The organism is Aquirufa sp. OSTEICH-129A (assembly GCF_054558355.1).
In genome coordinates this window covers 405,736-424,509 of record NZ_JBPXKC010000003.1, presented here as the reverse complement: position 1 = coordinate 424,509, position 18,774 = coordinate 405,736, and the positions used below count along the sequence as shown (strand labels likewise).

The window sequence follows — 18,774 nt, the reverse complement described above, 5'->3', positions numbered from 1 at the left end:
CTTTCATTTATATCAATATTAATGGAATCTTTTCGGTTTTATTTTCCTGAATCTTTAGTAAATTCGTCGGATTGCGGATTTTTCAAGCATAAATTTAGTACATGGCATTTTCCAGAATAGATCAATTTCAAAAAATTAAAGCCAATGAGTCTGAATATGATATTTGTATCATAGGGGGTGGAGCAACGGGTGCAGGGGTGGCCTTGGATGCCGTATTGCGGGGCTATAAAGTATTATTGATTGAAAAGGGTGATTTTGCTGGTCAAACTTCTTCCAAATCAACCAAATTGGTTCATGGGGGAGTCCGCTATTTAGAACAAGCTGTCCGCAATTTAGATTGGCAACAATTTAAAATGGTTTATAAGGCATTACATGAAAGAAAAGTGATGCTACAAAACGCCCCTCATTTGGCACATCCTCTTGCCTTATTGACTCCATGCTATTCTTGGTGGGATCGCATTTACTATGGAATTGGCATGTGGTTATATGATCGTATTTCTGGTGTGACCAATTTGAAAAATAGCCAGGGTCTTGGTAAGCAACAAATGGAGCAACTGGTGCCTAATCTTCAGGTGAAAGGGATGTCTGGAGGTATACTTTATTATGATGGCCAGCTCAATGACGCTCGTTATGCTTTGGCCATAGTTCAATCGGCTGAAAAAGAGGGTGCAGCTATATTAAATTATTGTGAACTAAGCCATTTTGGTTTAAGTCCTAAAAGTCTAAAAATTAAAAAGGTACATTTTAAAGATTTAATTTCGGGAGAGGAGCATGAGGTTTCTTGTAAAGTGGTAGTGAATGCCACGGGACCTTTTACCGATCATATTCGTCATTTGGCTAACCTTAAACTGAAACCAAGAATGAAGGTTTCTCGGGGAGCCCACATAGTTTTACCTAAAGCTTTTTGGTCGGGAGATACTGCATTATTGATTCCTAAAACAGATGATGGTCGGGTGGTATTCATTATTCCATGGAGGGATTATGTACTAGTTGGTACAACGGACGAACCCGATGACTTGCAAGAAGATCCTGCTATTCAGGCGCAAGAAGAGGAATATTTGCTCGATTATTTTAATCGTTTTGCCCTTAATAAGGCGACTAAGCAAGACATAAGTTCGGGCTTTGTTGGACAAAGACCTTTATTGCAAGTTGGTTTATCCGATGCCATGCAATCGGACACCAAATCATTGGTGCGAGATCATGAAGTAGAAGTGGATCAAAGAAGTAAATTGGTAAGTATTATGGGTGGTAAATGGACTACCTACCGAGTGATGGCCCAAGATACCATGGACGTTGTAGAGGAAGAAGTACTTCACCGCTCCAAGAAAGTCTGTAAGACCAAAGATTACGTATTATTCGGAGGTGAAAAAATGGATGAAGGGACTTGGCAACAACGAATCAATTCTTTGAAAATCAATGAAATGACTGCTACTCACCTTCGAGAGGTTTATGGATTTCATGCCATCAAGGTGCTGGAGTATTGTGAAAAAGAAAAAGAAGGATTGGAATTAATTCATAAAGATTTGCCCTATTTGCAAGGTGAGCTGAATTATTTGAAGAACTACGAAATGGCGGAATGTTGGGAGGATATTTTATATCGCCGTTGGGGGATTAGTTTGAGAGATCAAGCCAAGGGGCAATTGATAAAGGACATAAAAAAAGAGGCTTTCGCCTCCTTTCATTAATATTCGTCCTCATTGAAGAAGAAGTCATCTTTGGTAGGGTAGTCCGGCCAAATCTCTTCGATGCTCTCAAAAGGTTGTCCATCGTCTTCTAATTCTTGCAAGTTCTCTACTACTTCTAGGGGAGATCCTGTACGAATTGCGTAGTCAATTAATTCATCTTTTGAAGCAGGCCATGGTGCATCTTCTAAATAGGAGGCAAGTTCTAGTGTCCAGTACATATGTTTAATTTTAATTCTTAAAGATTCAAATTTTCCCTTATTCTCTTTTAGATTCTTAAGAATCAAAGATTTATCGGACTGCAAAAGTAAAATAAAAAAATATTTATGAAAGATTTATTTTTTAAATTTTGAATAAATAAAAATAAACTGGTTTTAATGCTTATAGAGCCCTATTTTTTATGTCAAAATCCCGTGCACTCTCAGTTGAAGTTTGTAGTTACTCCTTATTTTCTTGTTTGGCAGCCGATCGAGCAGGTGCCGATAGAGTTGAATTATGTGCCTCTCCTTGGGAAGGAGGAACGAGCCCATCTGCGGGTCTTGTTTCAGAGGCCTTATCGCAAACTGCTTTGGGAATTCATGTGATGGTGCGAGCTCGAGGAGGGGATTTCTGCTATGATTCCTATGAAAAAAAAACCATGTTAGCGGAGATTGAACAATACCTGACTTTAGGGGTACATGGCATGGTTATTGGTGCATTAACTCCTAAAGGGGATCTTGATATTGACTTTTTAAAAGAAATAAAATACATCGTAGGAGAATCTGCAGAACTAACTTGTCACCGAGCCATAGATGTATCCAGAGAGCCATTGGAAGTTATGGAGGCTTTAATTGCTTTGGGTTTTGACCGTATTTTGACCTCAGGCCAAAAAAACAAAGCCATGGAAGGAATTGAGGCCATCGTTACCATGGTGGAAGCGGCTCAAGGACGCATTCAAATTATGGCAGGAAGCGGAGTGAATCCACAAAATTGCCTACAATTGGTAGATGCTGGGGTAGATGCCATCCACCTAAGTGCCCGTACAACCCGAGAATCCGATATGATTTATCGAAGACCGGGTATTTCCATGGGTGGTGTGGCCGAAATTTCAGAATTTGAGGTAGCCTACTCCAGCGAAGAAATCATTCGAGAAGCCGTTCAAAAAATCAGAAATTGTTAATCCTCATATAAAGGAGTTTCAATCCACTCATCTTGTGGAATACGGCTTAAATCATACAGTGGAATTTGATTTCTCTGGTAGGTAGGGATGGCGAAATCACTTTCATCTGGTCCACCCTTTTTATAATGGTCAACCATCTTTTGGAATCGGACTTCTTCGCTTTCGGTGGGAGCCGAACTAGTAGTTCCAAACTCATCAAATTCTACAGTTGCCCCGGAGGTCAAAGAAGCAGGTTTATTGGCAGTTCCATAATGTCTGGTATCACTGAACAAGAAATCATCCAAGGCATTTTGCTCATGTTCAAATCCTGCTGCAATTACCGTTAAATATAGATCTTCACCTAAATCATCATCGGTTGAAAAACCAAATTTCACCATGTCGGCTTGATCATTGATGCGAGCATTGAGGTATTCAATGATGATATTTTGTTCACTCATGACTAAAGCATGCTCAGAACTTGTTGATACCGTAACCAAAATACGTTTAGCCCCTTTAATTTCTTGTGAATTTAATAAGGGAGATTCCAAAGCTTCAGCGATGGCCTGGAATGCACGATCTTCACCTTTTCCTAAAGCGGAGCTCATCATAGCTTGTCCCGCATTTTTCAATACTTTTTTCACATCCATGAAGTCCGTATTAATATCGCCGGGTTTTGCAATGACATCAACCACACTCTTAACGGCTTTGGCTAATACGTCATCTGCTTTTGCAAAGGCATCCTTCACAGCTAGTTTCTCATATATTTGAGCCAGCTTGTCGTTCATAACTACCAGAACGGTATCGCAATAGGTTTTTAATTCTTGAATTCCTGTTAGTGCATATTGAATTTTCTCTCGGCCTTCCCAAGCATAAGGTGCAGTTACGACAGCAACCGTCAATAAACCTCGCTTTCTTGCAATTTCAGCTACTACTGGGGCTGCACCAGTTCCTGTACCTCCTCCCATACCTGCAGTAATGAAAAGCATTTCTGTACCATTGGTTAATACCGCATTGATCTTCTCAATACTATCTAGGGCAGCTAATTTTCCAACCTCAGGATCAGTTCCTGCTCCTAAGCCTTGTTCACCCAATTTGATTTTGGTCTTAACTGGGTTGGAAGCTAATGCTTGAGAATCTGTATTGCAAATAATCAAATCCGCTCCTTTGATCTTCATGTTGTCCATGTGGCGAACCGCATTGGAGCCACCGCCACCAATACCAATAACTTTGATGATGGATTTGAAAGATGATTCAGGAACAATTTCCATTTTATGGTCGAAAAAGGAAGGGTTCTGGTTATTCATAAGGTTACTTTGCTTTTAGGGAATAATCTAATAATTGAAATAAAAATGGCTTGCTTAATCTTTACCCCAGCGCCACTCATTACCCAATTCTAAATCTCTTCTTAGGTTTTGCTTGATGAAGAAATCTCGCGTAGAGTAAAAGTCTAGCCTTTTGGCTGGTATAGTATTCGCATTTGCCAATCCGTACAACAACATAGCTGTATATTTTACGGTATTTTCTAATTCTTTTTTGTTGACCAAATCAAAGGAATCGCAATTTGCATGGTAACAATCCAATACTCGTTTTTCCAAACGTCCTATAGGCGCGCTGGCAGGGATACCTTCCATTAAAAAGGATTGATGGTCTGAATGTAGTCCAGCACTATTGCTAATCTCATTGCCAAATGCAGGGTCAATCGACTTGATTTTATTACCAATATCTTTCAACAAGCTAAGTAATTCATCCCTTCCACCTGCATTGAAACCAGAGACATTATTAGTCATGTCCAAATTGATCATGTAAACTATTTCATCGATTTCACCTGATTTTTTTGCACGTTCAATGTAGGCTTTTGAACCTAGCAAACCCTCTTCTTCCCCCATAAAGGCGACAAATTCAATGGTTCTTTTACTCTTTAGGCCCAAGGCTTTAAAGGTTCTAGCGATATCAATGACTGAAAAGGAACCAATTCCATTGTCAATAGCCCCCGTAGATAAATCCCAAGAATCTAAGTGGCCACCAATAATGATTTTTTCCTTGCGAAATTTTTTATTATCCCCTTTCAAAGTAGCTACTACATTCCGCGCTTTGATAGGTTTACTTACATTATGCATTTCAATTAAACTCAATAAACCAGGTTGCTCAAGCATCCATTTACGAATTTCCATACCGCTTTCCCAACTTACACAAACTGCCGGAATGGATATTAAATTTCCAGTAACGGAGGCGGTTCCTGTTAATAAAACTTGACCTTTAACGGTATTTACAAAAATGACCCCAATGGCGCCATATTGGATAGCCAAAGCTGTTTTTTCTGAACGATGAAGGTTTTTTTGTCCTGGCTTAGGGTCTACCAAACCAATATTCATGACTGCTACTTTGCCTTTGATTTGTTCTTTTTTTGCTTCAAAATCAAGGTCAAGGCCATTTCCCATATCCACCATTGCCCCTGTTATATTGGCTTCCACAGGAGTCATAGCCAATGAAACAACTGGAACCTCTCTGAAATCATCGGATTTGGGAGGGGCAATGGAAAGAGTTACTGTATCTCTAGCCCAGGCCTCCACTTGAAATCCTTGAAATTTGGTATCACGGAATCCGTATTTTTTAAAAAGATTAAAGGCGAATTCTTCAGCCTTTTTCCCTTTTTCACTTCCTGTAAGTCGATGCCCCACAGTTTTACATGCCGTGCCCAAAGAGGAATATGCCAAAGAGTTTTGATCTACTTCATCTTTGATTCGTTTAAAAACCGACTCTAAACTTTCCTCTCCACCCAATGATGGACTGAAACCAAATGAAGTAATTAAGAAAATAAAGACCAATATGGATAATATACTTCTCTTCATGGATTAGTTTAAATAGGATGAGAGTTTACGATTCAGAAATTTACTTTTTTTTGAGCAAAATAACAATTCAACTCCTTAGGTTTTTATGTATTTTGAGTGGATTTAAGGAAGTAAGCATTCCGTGCTTCCTGGCTTTTTTAACAGTTTACACCAAAACTCTTTTTCTTTCTCAGGAATGGCCTTACCTCCGTAAAAGTTTTTTACTCTAGTTACTGCCTGCTCGACTAATTTTTTATCCAAATCAATCAAAACCTCGAGGTAGATAAAACGTGCCGCAATTTGCTGCGGTTTTAATCCAATAGCTTGTAAACCACTCTTTAATTTTTGTAGTCTTTCGGGGCTAAAAGACCTTGCCCTACTACTGTATATGCTTGTCATGATGGTATTTTCGGCCGTCTGCTTGACCTCCATACTGTCATATTTACTTTCATAGTTTTTAATGTGGGTAATGAAATGTTGGAACAAGGCATTTTCTTCATCCATCATGACCTTTTGGATCAATAGAAAGCTAGTTTGGCTTTCAAATTCCTCAGGTTTTATCATTTTAACCAAGTCATTCACTAATCCCACATTTTTCATGGTATCTAAACTCAAGCGAGTGAAATAGGCGGCGGAAATCATGTTTTCTTTATTTCTTTCGCCTGCTAAGTAGCGCTCCAACAATTGAGATTGGTTTTTTAAAGGATTTTTGGCAGCATCCAATAATTGAATAATACCATTCACCGAATTGGTGGCTTCTCCAACTGGTTCAATGTTCCATACTTTTCCTTGGGGAGAAAAGACAATAAAAGAAGGAGTAGATGGAATAAAGATTTTTCGAGAACGTAAAAAGGCATTATTTTCTCGTTTGCTTAAATCCAATTGATAGGCATGAAAATTCAAATCCAAATATGTCTTGATGGCAGGCTGACCTAAGGTTTTATCGTAGGCAATGCAATGCGAGCATGAAGGTAAAAAAGCTTCAAAAAAGATGGGTTTATTTTCCTTTTCTGCCTTTTTGAAAATTTCCTCCATAGGAATAATCGGTCGGAAAGACTTATTCTGATCAATTTTCTGTGCCCAAGTAGGGGCTGAAATGCTCAAACAAGCGAAAAGTATCAAAAAGGACAGGCGCATATTGGAATATTTTTCTTCAAAAATACATTATCCCGCCCAATTTTCTCTATCTAAATTTCGGTAGGTAATTGCCTCGGCGATGTGTTCCGTTTTAATTTGCTCAGACATAGCCAAATCAGCGATTGTTCGAGCTACTTTTCTTATTTTATCAAAGGCCCTAGCTGAAAGTTGTAATTTATCCATTGCTACAGACAGCAATTGCTGCGATGATTCATCCAGTTGGCAATATTCATTGACTTGCGAACTTGTCATCATGGCATTCGAATGTATTTTCGGAAATGGGATAAATCGATTTTGTTGAATTTTTCTAGCTTCTATAACTCTTTTTCGAACATGCTCACTGGGCTCCGCGGCACGTCCTGTACTCATTTCTTCAAATTGCACCGGTACTATTTCAATGTGCATGTCGATCCGATCGAGTAAAGGTCCCGAAATTCGATTTAAATAGCGTTGCACTTGACCTGGCCCGCAAACACAATCTTTATTCGGATGATTGTAATAGCCACATGGACAAGGATTCATACTAGCGACCAGCATAAAATTGGCTGGGAATTCCAATGACCATTTGGCTCTAGAGATAAAAACTTTTCGATCTTCTAAGGGCTGGCGCATTACTTCCAAAGCATTTCGGTTAAATTCAGGAAGCTCATCCAGAAACAACACGCCATGATGGGCTAATGAAATTTCTCCTGGTTGAGGAAATGAACCCCCACCCACCAAGGCCGCATTGGAAATCGTATGGTGTGGACTTCTGAAAGGTCGATGAGTTAGTAATGAATGCTTTCCCATTAATTTTCCTGCTACTGAATGTATTTTGGTGACCTCTAGGGCCTCAGGTAATGAAAAAGGAGGGAGGATTGTTGGAAGTCTTTTGGCTAACATGGTTTTACCAGCTCCAGGAGGACCAATCATGATGAGGTTATGGCCCCCAGCTGCTGCAATTTCAAAGGCCCTTTTTACGCCCTCTTGACCTTGAACCTGAGAAAAATCAATATCAAATAAATCATGCGATTGGCTGAATAAAGTTTGCACGTCTACTTGGGTAGGGGCTAGTTTAATTTTATTTCGAATGAATTGAACCGTTTCCCTCAAGTGGCTTAATCCAAATACTTCAATGCCCTCAACCATAGCGGCTTCAATGGCATTTTCCTCCGGTAAAATAAGTTTAGTGATTCCTCTGCTTTTAGCTTCCAAGGCAATGGGTAATGCACCTTTGATAGGTCTAATAGTTCCATCAAGCGCTAATTCACCCATGATGACGTATTCTTCCAATCCTTTTAATTCCACTTGCTCTGATGCCTCTAAAATAGAGAGAGCGATTGGCAAATCATAGGCAGAGCCCTCCTTGCGGATATCAGCAGGGGCTAAATTAATGATGACCTTTCTCCTTGGGAAAAAAAATCCTGTGTTTTTCAAGGCAGATTCTACCCGCTGAATCGATTCTTTGATGGTTGAATCAGGAAGACCTACCAAATAGCATTTACTTCCTTGTCCTACATGTGTTTCTATGGTAATGAGGTTGGCAGATACCCCAAATACAGCGCACCCATACGTTTTAGCTAACATCGTTTTTTGTTAGGAAAATTAATGGGAAAAGTAATGCGACTTAATCAGTTAGTTGGACTTTGCTTTCATTTACCAAGAGCTTGATTTTTTTGCCAAATACCAAGGGAAAATTTTGGGCTATGTGTCCAGAAGGAAATTCAAATGCAATGGGATATGAAGTCCCAGCGGTATGGTCTAAAATAATTTGATTGAGATTTTTACCTACACTAAGGCCAGCTTCTTTACAATCACTAAATCCTCCTACCAATAAACCAGCTAAATGGTCCAACAATCCAGCTCTTTTTAATTGCAATACCATGCGGTCAATATGGTATAAATTTTCACCGACATCTTCTAGTAATAATATCTTGTTGCTGAATTCGGCTAAGCTGGTGCTACCAATGAGGTGAACGATGAGTGATAAATTCCCACCAATTATGACAGCTTCTGCCTGGCCTATTCTATTATCGGCTTCGGCATCAATCTCGATATGGGTTTTTCCTTCAAAAAGTAAAGTGCGGAGATTTTCCAAAGCCTCATCTCCACCCACTTGGCAGAAATTATGTGGCATGGGTCCATGAATGCTGGCTATTTGTAAATTAGCCACATGATTCAGGATGGCAGTAATGTCTGAAAAGCCAACAATCCATTTTGGATTTTTTACAAATAAATCAAAGTTTAATTGATCTATAATGCGACTAGAACCATATCCTCCCCGTATGGGGAAAATTGCTTTAATGGATGGGTCATCTAAAGCCAATTGAAAATCACTACGTCTTTCTTCGTCGCTTCCACCAAATCCAAAATAATGAGATAAGGCGTGCGGCGCTAGTCGGACTTTTAAACCCCAAGACTCTAAAACTTCCACTCCTTGCTTCCACTGATCACTCTTTGGATGAGACGCAGGGGATACCAAAATCACTTCATCGCCAGGATGTAATAGAGGTGGAGTTTTCATAATTATTAGAATGGTAGACAAATATGAATTATTTTTCTTTTCAACCCAAGGTTTAATTTTCGTATTATTGCAAAAAGAATCCTTTTTTGACTACTTTAAACACAAATATAAGCCTAGACATGGTACATCCATGTTACAATCCCCATGCTGGATGGGCAGAGGATTTGATAGGTCATTATGCCCTTTTTATGTCAAAAATTCCTCAAGGGCTAATGGTAGCTGTTTATGTGGTGGATGATGGGAGTAAGCATGGGGTGTATGAGGAAGACATTAAGAAATTACAGGAATCTATCTCTCATTTTACATTTATTAAATTAAGTCAAAATTTAGGAAAGGGTGGAGCCTTAAGGCACGCGATTAAACAATGTCAAGGTGATTTAGTCATTTACACAGATGCAGATTATCCCTACAAAATGGAGAATGCTTGGGAAATGTGTCGAAGATTAGCAGAAGGTAAGGTAGATGTTGTAGTTGGTGTTCGAGATGAGCAATATTACGATCAATTACCCTTTTGGAGAAAAATATTTTCCCTATCCTTAAAATTGATGAATTATTTGTTTTTCCCAGGATTAAAAGTGAAGGACACACAATCAGGGCTTAAAGGATTTAATGCCAAAGGCAAAGAATTGTTTTTGAAAACTAAGATTGCCGCATTCCTCTTTGATATGGAATTTTTGGTATTAGTGTCCAAACAAAAAGATATACAAATGGAGTGGATTTATGTCCAGGTGCGTGAAGGAATTCATTTTTCAACCATGAAGCCTAAAACGATACTTACGGAATTAATTAATTTTGCCTCCATTTTAATCCGAGGATTCTTCTCTAAATGAAATCAAGCCCAGCCATACTTTTGACAATTGATGTAGAAGAATGTGATATTCCTCTAGAATATGGCTACGAAATTGGCTTAGAAGAGCAATTGGCTCAATCCAGAAAAGGTTTGGAACAATTCATGCAGGTTATTTCAGATACCCATGTGCCCTGCACCATATTTTGCACGGGAGTTTATGCACAGCATCATCCAGAGTGGATAAAAGATCTTGATGCTTCACATGAATTGGCGTCCCATGGATTTTATCATAGTAAGTTTGACCCAAAAACAGATTTGTTGGCTTCCCGTTTACTTTTGGAAGAATTAAGTGCTAGAAAAGTAATAGGTTTTAGAATGGCCAGAATGCAACATGTAGAGGAGGCAGATATTTTACAAGCCGGCTACCAATATCATTCTTCGTTAAACCCAACTTGGATTCCCGGAAGGTATAATCATTTAAAAGCTTCGAAGCTACCATTTTTTGAAAAGGGACTTTGGAATATCCCAGCTTCAGTAAGCCCTAATTTTAGAATACCACTGTTTTGGTTGGCTTTTAAAAACTTCCCATTGTTTGTTTTTAAGCAACTCTGTAAGGATACATTAAAGAAGCATGGTTTTCTCAATTTATATTTTCATCCTTGGGAGTTTGCGGATTTGTCTAAATATCCTTTACCCGCTCATGTGAGTCGAGGTTCTCAAGGGGAATTAGTAGCCAAATTGAAATCGTTGATTTTATATCTCCAAAAGGAAGGATTGGGAGAGTTCATGACGATGCAAAAATTTGTAAAGCAATTGGAAAATGGAAAATAAGCCAGCTTTTTATGCTCGTTACGAGTTTTTATTGGGTCTATGGTTATTGGCAGGTCTTTTTACAGGCATCAAGCAGTATTACCAAGGAGAGCTTCATTCGCATATCAACAATTTTATAATTTTCAAATCGAGCTATGGACACTTTTTGCAAAGAATACCTTTGTACTTGGAATACCCTAAGGAATACTTCGATTTATATCTATATGGCCCCATTTTCGCCATTTTGATGGCACCATTTGCCTTTTTACCTACGGTAGTAAGTGTGAGTGTTTGGAATATGGTCAATGCATTGGTGCTTTTTCTGGCAGTTTGGAATTTGCCCTTGGACGAAAAAAAACGAGTGGCTATTGTTTGGATTATCTTGAATTCCACCATGACGGCACTGCTGAATACGCAATTTCATCCCCTGTGTATAGCCCTGATTCTTTGGAGCTATATCTGCATCAATCGAGGGCAAGATTCTTGGGCTGCCTTGTGGATTGTGTTGGGAATTTGCATCAAGCTGTACGGAATAGTAGGCTTAGCTTTTTTCTTTTTTTCTAAAAATCCGCTTCGTTTGGCAGGATATTTGATTTTTTGGATGTTACTGATTTTGATTATCCCCTTGATTTTGGGAGGTTGGGATTATGGCTTGTCTACTTATTGGGGTTGGAAAGAAGTATTGGCACATAAAAATGACCTAAATGTCGACATCAAGAACTTACGTACAGATGTATGCGTGATGGGAATGATTCGTCGCTGGACGGGAGACGGAAGCCTATCCAATTTATGGTTTTTACTACCCTCTATGATAGTAAATCTGCTGGTGTTTTTTCAGATAAGCAAATGGAAGGATCTGGCATTTCAGTTGAGGATAGTGGCCTTTGTAAGCATTTATCTCATGTTAGCGAGTACCGGTACAGAATCTCCGACGCTGATTATGGCATTTCCAGGGGTGGGAATTTGGTTTGTTTTAGGAGAAAAAAGCAAAGCCAGATGGACCTTATTGGTTTTTACTTTGTTGATTTCGAGTTTTTCACCAACGGATTTATTTCCTACCTGGTTGAGAAATGAATGGATAAATCCTTTGGGCTTAATGATATTGCCCTTATTCTTGGTTTGGCTCTCCATTGCCTGGGATTTAGACAGGCAAGAGCCTAAAGAAACACTACATCCTTAATTAAATCAGATTTAGCGTGTTTATTGATGAGGTCAATCAATTTTTCTTTGGCCATCATCAGCTCCTTTTTAAGAGGTGCTGAATTGATTTGAACAAATAATTTTTGTTGGTGAACATAGACTTTTTGGGTACGGGCAGCAATGGGTTTCCCCATGATTTCCTCCCAGTGTGCACTAACGAACGTTTCTTGGTATTTCCCCTGTATTTGATACACCTTGAGCATGGACTCAATTACCTCCTTTAAAGAATGACTAGATTCCTTGCGTGTAGAGGGTTTGAGGCGTTTTGGATAAAAGGGAGAATCCATGTGATAAAAGGTTGTTTTAGTGTTTAAAGTTAGAATTTTTATGGGGGACTTTCATTGAATTTGGGGTTTAAATTAATTTTTTTTCATTTTTTTTTAATTTTTTAATTCTCGAAAAAGTACCTAATAAAGTGACATATTTAGTTTAAAATATCAGGATAGTACAATAGGCACTTGGGTGATATGAAAAAAATGAGAACTTTTTAGATAAACCCGTGTAAAAATTAATTAAGAATTGCATTACTTTTGCCTTTACTGAAAAAAACAGCGGACGCTTAGAAATCTATGAAAACTGCTACGTTGTATTTTCGCGAGTTTTATTTTTAAATAATTCTTTAACCCCAAATTACCAAACTAATGAGTACACAACAACCAAAGCCAGCTGCTAAGCCAGCTGCACCCCAAAAAAAATCTGGCGGAATTCCAGCAGGTTTAATTCTTGTCATCCTATTTGTCATTGCATTATTGATTTTCCAATTCATTATGGGTGATGGCTCTCACTTCGAAGGTGGAACCAATGAAGGACACCCAATTCCAGGCGATTACTTTGGTATCGTGTACAAAGGTGGTGTGATTGTGCCCGTGTTAATGACTTGTTTCTTGACAGCTTTAACATTCTCAATTGAGCGTTTAGTTACAATTGGTAAAGCAAAAGGAACTGGTGATGTTAATGCATTCGTTCGTGGTATCCAAGCATCTTTAGATAAAGATGATGTTGAAGGTGCTTTGAAAGCTTGCGAAAAACAAAAAGGTTCAGTAGGTAACGTAACTCTTTCTGCTGTTAAGAAGTACAAGCAATTGATTTCTGATGGTTCTTTAGATAAAGAGCAAAAATTATCAGCTTTAAGCAAAGAGGTAGAAGAAGCTACTTCATTGGAATTACCAATGTTGGAGAAAAACTTGACTATCATTGCAACTTTAGCGTCTGTATCAACTTTATTGGGTCTATTAGGAACGGTAGTTGGTATGATCAAGGCGTTCTCTGCATTAGGTAACTCAGGAGGATCAACAGATGCATCTGCTTTGGCAAACGGTATCTCTGAGGCTCTTGTAAATACTGCATTGGGTATTGGTACTTCAGCTATCTGTATCATTGCTTACAACGTTTTCACATCTAAAATTGATGAGTTAACTTATAGCATTGATGAGATTGGTTTGAGCGTTAACCAAAACTATGCTACGCATCACAATTAATATTTGAACCAATGCGAAATGAGTTATTCATTTCGATTTATCATTTTTTTCACCGTTCAAAATAAAAATTGTTATGCCAAAAGTTAAAGCCAAACGACATAGTGTTTCACTCGATATGACAGCGATGTGTGACGTGGCTTTTCTTCTGCTTACGTTCTTCATGTTAACCGCGAAGTTCCGTCCAGAAGAGGCAGTTACGATTACACCACCATCATCTATTTCAGAGAAAGCTCTGAATACGAAGGATGGTATGTTAACCATCAGTGTTTCCAATGAGGGAGGGGTTTATTTGGCAACTGATGATCAAATGGCTAGGGAATTTATGTTAGAGCGCATGGCTAATCGCTATGGAGTTGCTTTGACAGGCGAAATGAAGAAGAACTACATGAGTTCTGAAATCGTCGGATACCCTGCTGGTGCGATGCGTCAGGTGTTGAATATGAAACCTTCAGAAGCTAAGGATAAAGGATTTATTAAGGGTATCCCTATTGATTCATCGAATAATGAATTATCCTATTGGGTTGGATACGCGAAATTATCAAATCCAGAGTTGAAGGTTGCTATCAAAGGAGATCAAAATTCTAGCTACAAAGTATTTGCTGATATTATCGGTACATTACAAGCTCAGAACATTAATATCTTCCAGTTGATTACAGCTCCTGAGAATAAACCAAAATAATTTACATTCTAATTCGAAAAAGAAATGGCAGAAATAGATAGCTCCGGTGGGGGTAAGAAAGGCGGGAAGAAGCGAAGTAAAAAAATGTCAACCAAAATTGACATGACACCTATGGTGGACTTAGGCTTCCTTCTTATCACTTTCTTTATGTTGACGACTACGTTGGCAAAGCCCGTTACCATGCAATTAAACATGCCTGATAAAACGGATACAAAGGAAACATCACCTGTAAAATTATCTGAAACACTTACTGTGTGTCCAGATGAGAACAAGGTGTATTACTACCAAGGTATCCCAACTGAAGCAGGCACCAAGTTAGAGGTGACCGATTATTCTGACACGGGAATCCGTAAAGTTATCGCGGATTTGAAGGCTAAAGTTGGTAGCAACTTTACTCTGGTAATTAAACCAACAAAAAAAGCAAAATACCGTAATATGGTAGATATGTTGGACGAATGTGCAATTACTAATAACAAGCGTTACGCGCTATTAGAAATTGATCCAGATACTGAAGCCTTAATCAAACGTTCAGGTAAGTAATTAGGTCGAAAGCCTTTTAAATTAATTTTTAAATAACATAAACTATGTCACAAGTAATAAGCCAAGATGCTACATTAGATGACATTATCTTTAAAGATAAGAACCGTGAGTATGGTGCTTTTCTTTTAAGGACGACGTATCCTAAGGTCATCAAGCGGTCTGTATTACTAGGCTCAGCACTTTTTGTTGGTGCATTGTTATTGGCAGCATTCTGGAAACAGTTAACTGCCTCTAATACTGAGAAAACAGAGGTGACAGCCGAAGTAATGAAATTGGACACTCCTCCTCCACAAAAGAAGGTAGAGTTGCCACCGCCACCACCGCCGCCACCACCAAAAGAAATTCCAAAGGTGACGACAACTAAATTCTTACCTCCTGAAATCAAGCATGATGAAGAGGTAACTAAGCCGGAGCCACCACCAGAAGAGGTACGTGGTAATACAGCTAACGAAACAGTAAAAGGTGAAACGGAGAATTACGAACCTCCAGTGGATCCAGATGCTAAAGGAAAAGAAGAGCCAGTTGAGCCGCCAAAACCTGCTGAAGATGAAATCTTTACAGCGGTAGAGCAACAAGCAGAATTCCCTGGTGGACCTGCGGCTTTCGGACGTTTCTTGCAGAAAAACTTAAAGTACCCATCTGCTGCTCAGCGTGCTAACGTAGGCGGTAAAGTATATGTTCAATTCGTAGTTAATACGGATGGTTCTATCCAAGATGTTACTGTATTGAAATCTGTAGGATTTGGTTGCGACGAAGAAGCGGTACGTGTAATTAAGTCTGTACCTAAATGGACCCCTGGTAAACAGTCAGGTCGTGCGGTACGTTCACGATTCACTCAACCGATTACATTCGTACTTTCCGAATAATCGAATTTCCATTCATACTTCAGACCTGCTAAATTTCTTATTTGGCAGGTCTGATTGTTTAACCATTATCCGTTTTAATCATGGCACGTCCTGTTGCAGTTTGGATTAACGTCTTTTTTCGTTTTTTTGCCGCAATTGCTTATTTTTTATTAGGCTATTACATTGGATTCTGGTCTGAATTCCAATTAGGTATTTTGATGGATATGCCAACCACATTTTGGTTGGGTATATTGTTCATGCTGTACGGATTATTTCGTATTTGGCGTGCTTTTTTATATGTTAGTGAAACAAAAGATCCAGATTATGGCAATTATGAAGATTAAATCAATTGGGCTTTGCTTGTTACTATTAGCCCCTATTTTTTCTTGTAACAAATCCAAGGAAAATAAATTTTCTGATGGCCCAGCTCAAGGGGAAATCTCAGTAGCTGTTGATGAATCATTTCAACCTTTGTTGTTGGCTGAAAAAACCGCCTTTGAAAATAATTACCACTTTGCTAAAATTAATTTTGATTTCCATGCAGAAAATGAGGCCATCGCCGATTTGCTGAATGAGAAAGTGCGTGCCGTAGTAGTTACCCGTGATTTGACAGAAAAGGAAAAGGAAATATTTACTAGGGAAAAAGTTACTTACCGCAGTTATAATTTTGCGGCTGATGGGCTTGCTTTGTTAGTACATCCTCAAAATGTGGATACCTTAATTGCCTTGCCTGCATTAAAATCATTGTTGACAGGAGAGAATAAAACGTGGGAGTCTTTAGGAGCTAAAGGCATCCGAGGTGAAGTTTCGCTGGTAGTAGATAAAGCTAATTCCAGTAATATTAAATTTTTGGTCGACAAGTTTGGACTAGATACCAATAAACCACTACCCATATTTGCTGCAGGATCCAATAAAGCAGTTATTGAATACGTTAAATCTCATAAAAATGCCCTTGGCATCATTGGCTCTAATTGGATTAGCGATGGAGATAATCCAACATCTTTGGGTTTTATTCGTTCTGTCAATGTGATGTCCGTCGGCGAAAAAAATAGTAAAAATGCGGGGGATTTTTATCAACCCTTTGGCTATAATTTGGCATTGAAAAAATACCCGTTACGTAGAGATGTGAAAATTATTCTGAAAGAGTCACACATGGGATTGGGTACTGGATTTGTTAATTATGTGTGTGGAGATATGGGCCAGCTGATTGTTTTGAAGGCTGGATTAATCCCTCTGACCCGACCTATCACGATTAGACAGTATCAAATTAGCCAATAGGACATATTTAATTGACATTGTCTAATAAAATATTGAAGAATTATAATTAATTTTGTAGTTCGTAAAAAACTAAACTTTTACGATATTTTATTGAATTATTTCAATTTAAGGCCTGATAATTATTAAGAATCGCAATTAATTTAAATTAACAATGAAGAAAATGAAATCGTGGATACTGGGTTTGGGATTATTAGTATCCAATGTGGCCTTCGGGCAAACAATCCAAGATGGTTTGCATTTTTTAGATCGTCATCAGCCAAGTAGAGCCAAACAGGTATTTGAATCTTTAGTGGCTTCAGCTCCTACTGGTGAGAACTACTATTTCCTAGGCTATTATTACTTGAATCTTCGTGATTGGGATAATGCGAAAGCCGCCTTTGAAAAAGGTAAAGCAGCTGATCCTAAAAACTATTTGAATCAAGTAGGTTTAGCATCTATTTTGGTAGGTCAAAATAATGTGACTGCAGCCAAGGTTGAATTTGATCGTATTATCAAAGAGACCAAAGAAAAAAATCCAGATGTATTGCACCGTATCGCTGAGGCTTACGAGATGTTTTATGTCTTAGGTAAAGAAGATAGCTTCAATGCTAATAACAATGATCCAGCGGAGGCTATTCGTCTGATTGATTTAATTCAAGAGAAAACGAAAAAGGTACCTAGCCCGGCGCAATACATTGTTAAAGGAGATGCTTACTTAATTAAGAATGATGGTGGTAATGCTGTTACCGCTTATGAGCAAGCTTTATTGCAAGATCCTAGAAATGTTAAGGCAAAAGTGAAGATTGGTACTGTGTATTTACGTGGTAAAAACTACAAAGAAACACAAGCTCGTTACAAAGAGGCTATTGATTTAGACTCTAACTTTGCTCCAGCTCACCGTCGTTATGGTGAATATTTAATCGTAGGTAACCAGTACAAAAACGCATCTCGTTATTTCAGAAAGTATTTAGAAAAGGCAGAAGCTACTCCTGAGGTTACCTTAGAAACGGCCAAATTATTATTCCTTTCTAAGGACTATGAAGGAGCTATGAAGTTTACTGATGAGGCTGACAAGAAAGGGGTAAAAGACAATGACATTTACCGTATGCGTGGATATGCTAACGTTGAAATGGGTAATTTCCAACAAGGTATTGAAAACCTTGATGGTATGGTGAAAAAGGGTGTTAAGCCTTATTTTATGGATGATTTGTATTTTGGAAAAGGATATCAAGGTTTAGGTAAAGATTCTATTGCCTTAATTTATCTTGAGAGAGCTGCTCCATTAGATACTAATAACAATGTGTATTCTATCATCCACGATGTTCGTTACAAGCAAAAAAGATATGCAGATGCTGCTAAGGCAGGATTAGGAAGTATCGATTGGAAGAAGAAGAAAAATCAAACTGTAGGTTCTGGTGATTATTTTAAAGTTGCTATGGATCTTTATTTGACTTCTGCTTACATGGATCGTGCAGATACATTAGGTCGTCCGGCTATGGCTATGAGAGCTGATTCTATGTTTGCTAAAGCGATTGAGATTAATGACAAATGGCCTCCATTCTATATTAATCGTGCTCGTGCCAATAACTTCATCGACTACACAGGTACTAAATGGTTAGGTGCTCCTTACTACGAGAAGTTTTTAGCTTCAGTAGAGCAACAAAAAGCTGAAAAAAGTACTCAGTACAAAGAAGATAAAAACCAATTATTTGAGGCACTTAAATTCTTAGGTGGTTATCATTTATCGGTTACCAAAGATGAAGCTAAAGTAAAAGAGTTATTTACAAAAGCTCAGGAGATCAAACCAGATGATCCAGATATTAAAGCCTATTTCAATCCTGCTCCAGCTGCACCAGCTGCCGCACCGAAGAAATAAATGAAATAAAA

19 protein-coding genes are annotated in these 18,774 nt (G+C 38.5%); 12 read left to right on the top strand and 7 right to left on the bottom strand.

Annotated features, from left to right (window positions below; genetic code table 11):
* The first annotated feature begins 101 nt into the window (after positions 1-101).
* Positions 102-1,685 (top strand): glycerol-3-phosphate dehydrogenase/oxidase, encoded by a 1,584-nt coding sequence (locus SKC36_RS08290; RefSeq protein WP_459453275.1) that lies wholly within the window; start codon positions 102-104, stop codon positions 1,683-1,685.
* On the opposite strand, the gene SKC36_RS08285 is transcribed toward SKC36_RS08290, so the two are convergent.
* Positions 1,682-1,903 carry a DUF2795 domain-containing protein gene (locus tag SKC36_RS08285; RefSeq protein ID WP_109324052.1) on the bottom strand — a complete coding sequence of 74 codons (222 nt, stop codon included), beginning with the start codon at positions 1,901-1,903 and terminating at the stop codon, positions 1,682-1,684. The genes SKC36_RS08290 and SKC36_RS08285 overlap by 4 nt on opposite strands.
* Positions 1,904-2,082: 179 nt before the next feature.
* On the opposite strand from SKC36_RS08285, the gene SKC36_RS08280 reads away from it, so the two are divergent.
* Positions 2,083-2,841 (top strand): copper homeostasis protein CutC, encoded by a 759-nt coding sequence (locus SKC36_RS08280; RefSeq protein ID WP_459453276.1) that lies wholly within the window; start codon positions 2,083-2,085, stop codon positions 2,839-2,841.
* On the opposite strand, the gene ftsZ is transcribed toward SKC36_RS08280, so the two are convergent.
* The 5 genes from ftsZ to SKC36_RS08255 all read right to left on the bottom strand — a co-directional run bounded on the left by ftsZ (position 2,838) and on the right by SKC36_RS08255 (position 9,288).
* Positions 2,838-4,124, bottom strand: a complete 1,287-nt coding sequence (ftsZ, locus tag SKC36_RS08275) for a cell division protein FtsZ (RefSeq protein ID WP_459465586.1) — start codon at positions 4,122-4,124, stop codon at positions 2,838-2,840. The two genes, SKC36_RS08280 and ftsZ, sit on opposite strands and share 4 nt — an antisense overlap.
* Before the next feature lie 54 nt (positions 4,125-4,178).
* Positions 4,179-5,669, bottom strand: coding sequence for a M20/M25/M40 family metallo-hydrolase (locus tag SKC36_RS08270; protein WP_459465585.1), 1,491 nt, complete (start codon positions 5,667-5,669; stop codon positions 4,179-4,181).
* Between the two features lie 102 nt (positions 5,670-5,771).
* The gene (locus SKC36_RS08265) at positions 5,772-6,785 is read right to left on the bottom strand and encodes a hypothetical protein (protein ID WP_459465584.1); all 1,014 of its coding nucleotides are present in this window, start codon (positions 6,783-6,785) and stop codon (positions 5,772-5,774) included.
* A 27-nt stretch (positions 6,786-6,812) separates the two neighbouring features.
* On the bottom strand, positions 6,813-8,351 hold the full coding sequence (locus tag SKC36_RS08260) for a YifB family Mg chelatase-like AAA ATPase (RefSeq protein WP_459465583.1): 1,539 nt from the start codon (positions 8,349-8,351) through the stop codon (positions 6,813-6,815).
* Between the two features lie 40 nt (positions 8,352-8,391).
* Entirely contained in the window at positions 8,392-9,288 is an 897-nt protein-coding gene (locus SKC36_RS08255) for a S66 peptidase family protein (RefSeq protein ID WP_459465582.1), read from the bottom strand.
* A gap of 119 nt (positions 9,289-9,407) precedes the next feature.
* On the opposite strand from SKC36_RS08255, the gene SKC36_RS08250 reads away from it, so the two are divergent.
* From SKC36_RS08250 to SKC36_RS08240, 3 genes are read left to right on the top strand one after another with little or no spacing between them, the layout of a single operon-like run.
* On the top strand, positions 9,408-10,118 hold the full coding sequence (locus SKC36_RS08250; RefSeq protein WP_459465581.1) for a glycosyltransferase family 2 protein: 711 nt from the start codon (positions 9,408-9,410) through the stop codon (positions 10,116-10,118).
* Positions 10,115-10,909: a polysaccharide deacetylase family protein gene (locus SKC36_RS08245; RefSeq protein WP_459453283.1), complete on the top strand. Its 795-nt coding sequence runs from the start codon at positions 10,115-10,117 to the stop codon at positions 10,907-10,909. Before SKC36_RS08250 ends, SKC36_RS08245 begins: the two co-directional genes overlap by 4 nt.
* On the top strand, positions 10,899-12,068 hold the full coding sequence (locus SKC36_RS08240) for a glycosyltransferase family 87 protein (protein WP_459465580.1): 1,170 nt from the start codon (positions 10,899-10,901) through the stop codon (positions 12,066-12,068). The genes SKC36_RS08245 and SKC36_RS08240 overlap by 11 nt, the downstream gene beginning before the upstream one ends.
* Here the strand turns inward: SKC36_RS08240 and SKC36_RS08235 are convergent.
* A complete protein-coding gene (locus tag SKC36_RS08235) occupies positions 12,046-12,375 on the bottom strand; it encodes a DciA family protein (RefSeq protein ID WP_459465579.1) in 330 nt (109 codons plus the stop codon). The two genes, SKC36_RS08240 and SKC36_RS08235, sit on opposite strands and share 23 nt — an antisense overlap.
* A 354-nt stretch (positions 12,376-12,729) precedes the next feature.
* On the opposite strand from SKC36_RS08235, the gene SKC36_RS08230 reads away from it, so the two are divergent.
* From SKC36_RS08230 to SKC36_RS08200, 7 genes are all read left to right on the top strand, one after another.
* Positions 12,730-13,566 (top strand): MotA/TolQ/ExbB proton channel family protein, encoded by an 837-nt coding sequence (locus SKC36_RS08230; protein WP_459453286.1) that lies wholly within the window; start codon positions 12,730-12,732, stop codon positions 13,564-13,566.
* A gap of 73 nt (positions 13,567-13,639) precedes the next feature.
* Complete coding sequence (locus tag SKC36_RS08225; RefSeq protein WP_459453287.1) at positions 13,640-14,245, top strand: ExbD/TolR family protein; 606 nt, start codon at positions 13,640-13,642, stop codon at positions 14,243-14,245.
* A gap of 24 nt (positions 14,246-14,269) precedes the next feature.
* The gene (locus SKC36_RS08220) at positions 14,270-14,785 is read left to right on the top strand and encodes an ExbD/TolR family protein (RefSeq protein ID WP_109324017.1); all 516 of its coding nucleotides are present in this window, start codon (positions 14,270-14,272) and stop codon (positions 14,783-14,785) included.
* Between the two features lie 44 nt (positions 14,786-14,829).
* On the top strand, positions 14,830-15,651 hold the full coding sequence (locus SKC36_RS08215) for an energy transducer TonB (RefSeq protein WP_459465578.1): 822 nt from the start codon (positions 14,830-14,832) through the stop codon (positions 15,649-15,651).
* Between the two features lie 80 nt (positions 15,652-15,731).
* On the top strand, positions 15,732-15,974 hold the full coding sequence (locus tag SKC36_RS08210) for a hypothetical protein (RefSeq protein ID WP_459465577.1): 243 nt from the start codon (positions 15,732-15,734) through the stop codon (positions 15,972-15,974).
* The gene (locus SKC36_RS08205; RefSeq protein ID WP_459465576.1) at positions 15,964-16,908 is read left to right on the top strand and encodes a PstS family phosphate ABC transporter substrate-binding protein; all 945 of its coding nucleotides are present in this window, start codon (positions 15,964-15,966) and stop codon (positions 16,906-16,908) included. Before SKC36_RS08210 ends, SKC36_RS08205 begins: the two co-directional genes overlap by 11 nt.
* Before the next feature lie 160 nt (positions 16,909-17,068).
* Positions 17,069-18,763 carry a tetratricopeptide repeat protein gene (locus SKC36_RS08200; protein ID WP_459453291.1) on the top strand — a complete coding sequence of 565 codons (1,695 nt, stop codon included), beginning with the start codon at positions 17,069-17,071 and terminating at the stop codon, positions 18,761-18,763.
* Positions 18,764-18,774: the final 11 nt, after the last annotated feature.